This is a genomic window from Pontimicrobium sp. MEBiC01747, assembly GCF_053601635.1.
In genome coordinates, this window is the sequence record NZ_JBSHNS010000196.1 from 1 (window position 1) to 4,039 (window position 4,039).

The 4,039-nt window shown below is 34.6% G+C and carries 3 protein-coding genes; all 3 read left to right on the forward strand.

What is annotated here, in order from left to right; translation table 11 throughout:
* The coding region (locus ACVC2P_RS06410) for a peptidoglycan-binding domain-containing protein (protein WP_452597650.1) at window positions 1-880 on the forward strand (880 nt) is incomplete at its 5' end.
* Between the two features lie 36 nt (window positions 881-916).
* Entirely contained in the window at window positions 917-3,532 is a 2,616-nt protein-coding gene (locus ACVC2P_RS06415) for a hypothetical protein (RefSeq protein ID WP_452597651.1), read from the forward strand.
* A 30-nt stretch (window positions 3,533-3,562) separates the two neighbouring features.
* Window positions 3,563-4,039: hypothetical protein (locus ACVC2P_RS06420; RefSeq protein ID WP_452597652.1), on the forward strand; the 477-nt coding region annotated here is incomplete at its 3' end.

Genomic DNA, 4,039 nt, shown 5'->3' on the forward strand with positions numbered 1-4,039 from the left:
CTTATTACAACGTGTTAATATAAACTATTACTATCCAAGATGTCTTATAGGGCAGTGGCTTCCAGCCGAACGTAAGGTAGCAGTGTTTTTATCTAGTACATTACCAAACCTTAAAAATGCACAACGTAATAGAAAGCGTAAACATCAATTTAATAGCATGCAACCAGGGTTTTACAACTATAAAAAAGGACAACACCCTAGAAACAACTCAGGCTTTCAACCTCATAGAGCATTACGCTTAAATGGCTTAATTACGTTACGAAGAGCAAACTATACTATAAGTAACGGACAACCAGTAATTAATTATGGGCCTTCAGCAGATATATTAGTAGGCAATCCTGGCGATAATATCCATTGTGCAAGAAACAATCCAAAAACAACAAAAGTAAAAGCCATTAAAAACGATCCTTACTCTACATCATTTTGCATTTCAGACTATTATAGTAGTTATGGTTGGCAAGTGGTAACAGGCTGTCCACCACAATATATTCCAAGAGGCTATACAAATGGAGATTGGAATGCATGGGATAAATTTATAAAAAACGTGTACGATGATAAAGCAGAAAATCAAGACGATTTTAAGTATATCCTTTTAAATAGTTGTGATCTGTACAATATATCTAGAGCAACAACATCTAACCCTGCATTTATAAAAGTAAGACATGGCTCTACAGGACATTTAGTAGAAAAACTCCAAACAGGGTTAAAACGAATGCGTAGTAGCCAAACAGGTAATCCATATTATTCTGGACGCGTAGATGGAGATTTTGGTAAAGGAACAGCCGAAGCCTTAATACGTTATCAAAAAGAGAACTGTAATGGGAATGCTTTTGGGTTTGCGGGACAAAACACTTTTAGAGCATTAGGAGTTTCAATTTAATAAACAGTATACAATCAATAATTAAAAAGTAAAACCATGTTAAATATAGAAAAACAAGAAGTTATAGAAGGCTGTGTAATATACCAAGACTATACAGATCCAAATAGTTTTTACTGTTTGCCAGACGAAAAAGTAAAAATAGCAGATAACGGTAAAGCATTGCAATATGTAGTATATACAGATGGAGAAATAATAGAAGATGAAGACCCAGATTTTGATAAAGATGAATCTCGAGTGGGAGGTTTTTTAACCCTACAAGTAGAGTTAGGACCTTCCGATGAAAAATTTGAAGCCATTAAAAGCGAACTAGAATCTAAATACGGAGACGGTATTAGTTTATCTATGGTTCCTTTTAAGGATGGAGATGTAAAATTAGTCATGTTTAGTACAGATGGTAGTAGCGAAAACAATACCGAAGACTTTAAGGTAACAATAGCAGGTTCTACAAAACCATCATTAAGTATGAAACAAACAGCTGTGTTTTCTACGCGATTAAGTAATAAACCAGCACAGATAATGTGGAATTTACTAAAGCAAGAAGGACAAACACAAGTAGCAGTAGTGTACGATTTAAGCTATTTGGGTGTAATGAAAGCCTATAACTTAGAAATAACAGTAGATTTTAAAGCCACAGAAGATTTCTGGAACCACTCTTTTAATATGAGAGCAGGAGTAAAAAACGATAATATAAACATAGCAGCCAGTGCAGATGTAGATGTTATGATAAGGGAGCTAATGAGCGAAGGTGCAATTACAGTTAAACAAGTAGTATATGCAGAAGGAGAATCGCAAACTAATATTTTAGGTAACGACCCAACAGGAATAGAGTTAGTAAAAAAACTAATGGGGCCAACGCTGTTTAATGCTACAGCAATACCTTCAGAAGATTATAGTGCAGGAATTAATGAAACTATAGCAAATAGAGTAAGAGGAGAAGAAGAAGATGCAGATGGAGGAGATGATGAACAAGAAGAGCCACCAACAGAAGAAAATACTACAGATGAAGATGATGGTACAACAGAAGAAGATACAACAGAAGACGACCCAGTGGATGGAACAGACTCTGATAATGATAGACCAGAAGAAGATACAACAGGAGGCGGAAGTGCAGAAGATGAAGAAGCAACAGATCCAGAAGAAGAAAACAATACAGACGACGATGACGATGCACCCTCCGATGAAGTCACAACTCCAGATGAAGATAATGATGATGACAGTAATGATGACGATAATGAAGACGATGATGATGCAGAAGAAGGAGAAACAGACTCCGCTTTAGATATAGATGTTAATGTAGGATACAGATTAAGACGAAGAGAAATTTCTCAACAAATAAAAAGAAAATTCACATTTAATAAAGCAGAATCTAAAACAATAAAATACCATCCAAATGGAGCCTTATCATTGGCAGGAACAGCATTCGATGCCGATAAACAATTACTAATGGTAACCTTAGGAGAAGGGCCGTTTAAAGAAATAGAATTAGAAGTAAGAGCAAGTTTCGATTTTGATGAATATGATGTTAGAGAAGCCATCGTACATATTTCGTACGGTTATAAAGGAGACGAAGGAGATAAAACTAAACGATTACACGAGCACAGTTTAACATTAAACAAAACAAATTTAAACGATAAAATAAAATTCTTTGTAGACCAATATGGCACACTTAATTACGACTATCAAGTAGAATTTATACATAATACAGGTTCTATTATAGGAAGCCCAGAGACTAAAATAACGTCTCAACTCTTTGAAAATGAAACAAGGCGAGATTTAAGTATTAATATGGATACGCATTCTCCATTAATTCCAGTAGAAATTCAAGCAGGAGAATTACAATTTAGCGACGACAGCATACGATCTGTACAAGTATTTCTAGCACCATCTAAAGGTTCAAATGGTAGAACAACCATATTAAACCAGGGCAGCACACAAATGAAACGCTACTTAATTCAGCCACCAGAAGAAAATAAGTACGATTATTACCTAAGACAAGAGTTTTTCTTTAAAGATGAGAAGTTGGTGTTCGAAGAAGAAAACATAAAAGACTCTCAGGTAGTAGTAGATAGGCCATTTGCGCGAATATTTAACATAACACCAAACTTAGCAAATAGTAATAACCTAGTAAAACAAGCATTAATAGATATAAAATACACAGCAGCAGATAATGAAGAAAAAGTAACCACATTAAGTTTAACACCAGAAGAATCAAGTAAATCTTTTGCAGTACTAGTAGAAGAAGAAGACTCTAGAAATTGGGAAGGAAGAAGCCGATTTATACTTAATGATGGGCGTTTATTTGAAGGCAACTGGGTAAACTACGATACAGAACAGCCCTTTATAAATTTAGATAACAGTGGATTTAGAACCGTAAAAGTAGAAACCCTATTAGGGCCTACAACATTTACAGGGCGAATAGTAGCATTACAAATAACAATAAATAGCACAGACCCAGAGATGCTAGGTACAGCTGTACTATTCTTAAACCAAAGTAAAGTTAGTGATGTTGCAATTATTCCAGATATGCCAGTAACAGTGCCATTAAATGCTACAGTACGCATTTTTGCTAACGATGGATCGCAAGAAGAACAAGTTTATGCAATCCCTCCAAATACACCACAATTAATGCTACCAATAACAACAATTAATTAATCCAAAAAAAATAATTTAAAACATACAATCATGCTATCATTATTAGACAAAATAGGAGTTCCAGGACTTCCAGACGTAGAAATCTTTAGAGACCATCAAAAAAACAATGTTTTTTATGCCTTAAGATCTACCCCAGTAATTGCCAGAGATCAAGACGGAAAACCAGCATTGAGCTATAGTTTTTTCTCTAGAAATGCAGACATAGCCTATGCAAGTAGTGCAAATAAAGAATTAGTAGAAACACAATTAGGGCAGTTATTAGTTACTGTAGACTTATCGCTTTCTAAAGAAGAACATAAAATAGCAACAACCTATTTAAAAAAGATTTTAAATCAAAAAAATCACAAATTTGTTGCACGCTATCATAAACGATTCAAAAGACCAGTACCATCAAGAATAGAACCCATATTAACCTATCCAGGAACATGGAAAGAAGGTGCCGTAAAATTAGAAATATTAGAAGGATTAGGAGACACCTTCAAAAAAAGCTCAAGTGCAGAAGTAAAA